Annotated in this window: 1 protein-coding gene; it reads right to left on the bottom strand. The window is 41.0% G+C overall.

The window, feature by feature from the left end:
- Positions 1-322: LysR family transcriptional regulator (locus tag ACT3S4_RS14410; RefSeq protein ID WP_444761315.1), on the bottom strand; the 322-nt coding region annotated here is incomplete at its 3' end.
- Between the last annotated feature and the right edge of the window lie 95 nt (positions 323-417).

A 417-nucleotide genomic window follows, 5' to 3' on the forward strand; every position in this document is an offset into this window, starting at 1 on the left:
CTTTACGCCCTAACACAGACGACACAGTAATACGGACAGTCCCACGCATTTCATCTCGTTTTTCCTTGGTGTCTTTTACAAGCAGAGCATCAATCGATTCCACCGCAAGACGTGCTTGCTTTGCCAGACGCTCACCATCAGCAGTAATTTTAATTTGTCGAGTACTCCTGTAAAACAAAATCTCCCCGCGCTGCTCTTCTAGCTCTTTTATTGCCCGTGTCACTACCTGCGGGGAAATACCCAGTTGAGTTGCTGCCTCTTTAAAATTTCGACACTCTGCTGCGATACAAAAGATACGCATCATTTCCAATTTGTTCTGCATGTCCAATCCTGTATTATGGTAATTATTCCGTAAATAGGAATTCTGAAAGATAATATTATTCATTTATTATACCTAATAAGGCTGTAATACTTAAC

Source organism: Psychrobacter sp. AOP30-A2-5 (assembly GCF_052378115.1).
In the GTDB taxonomy this organism is placed as follows: Bacteria; Pseudomonadota; Gammaproteobacteria; order Pseudomonadales; family Moraxellaceae; genus Psychrobacter.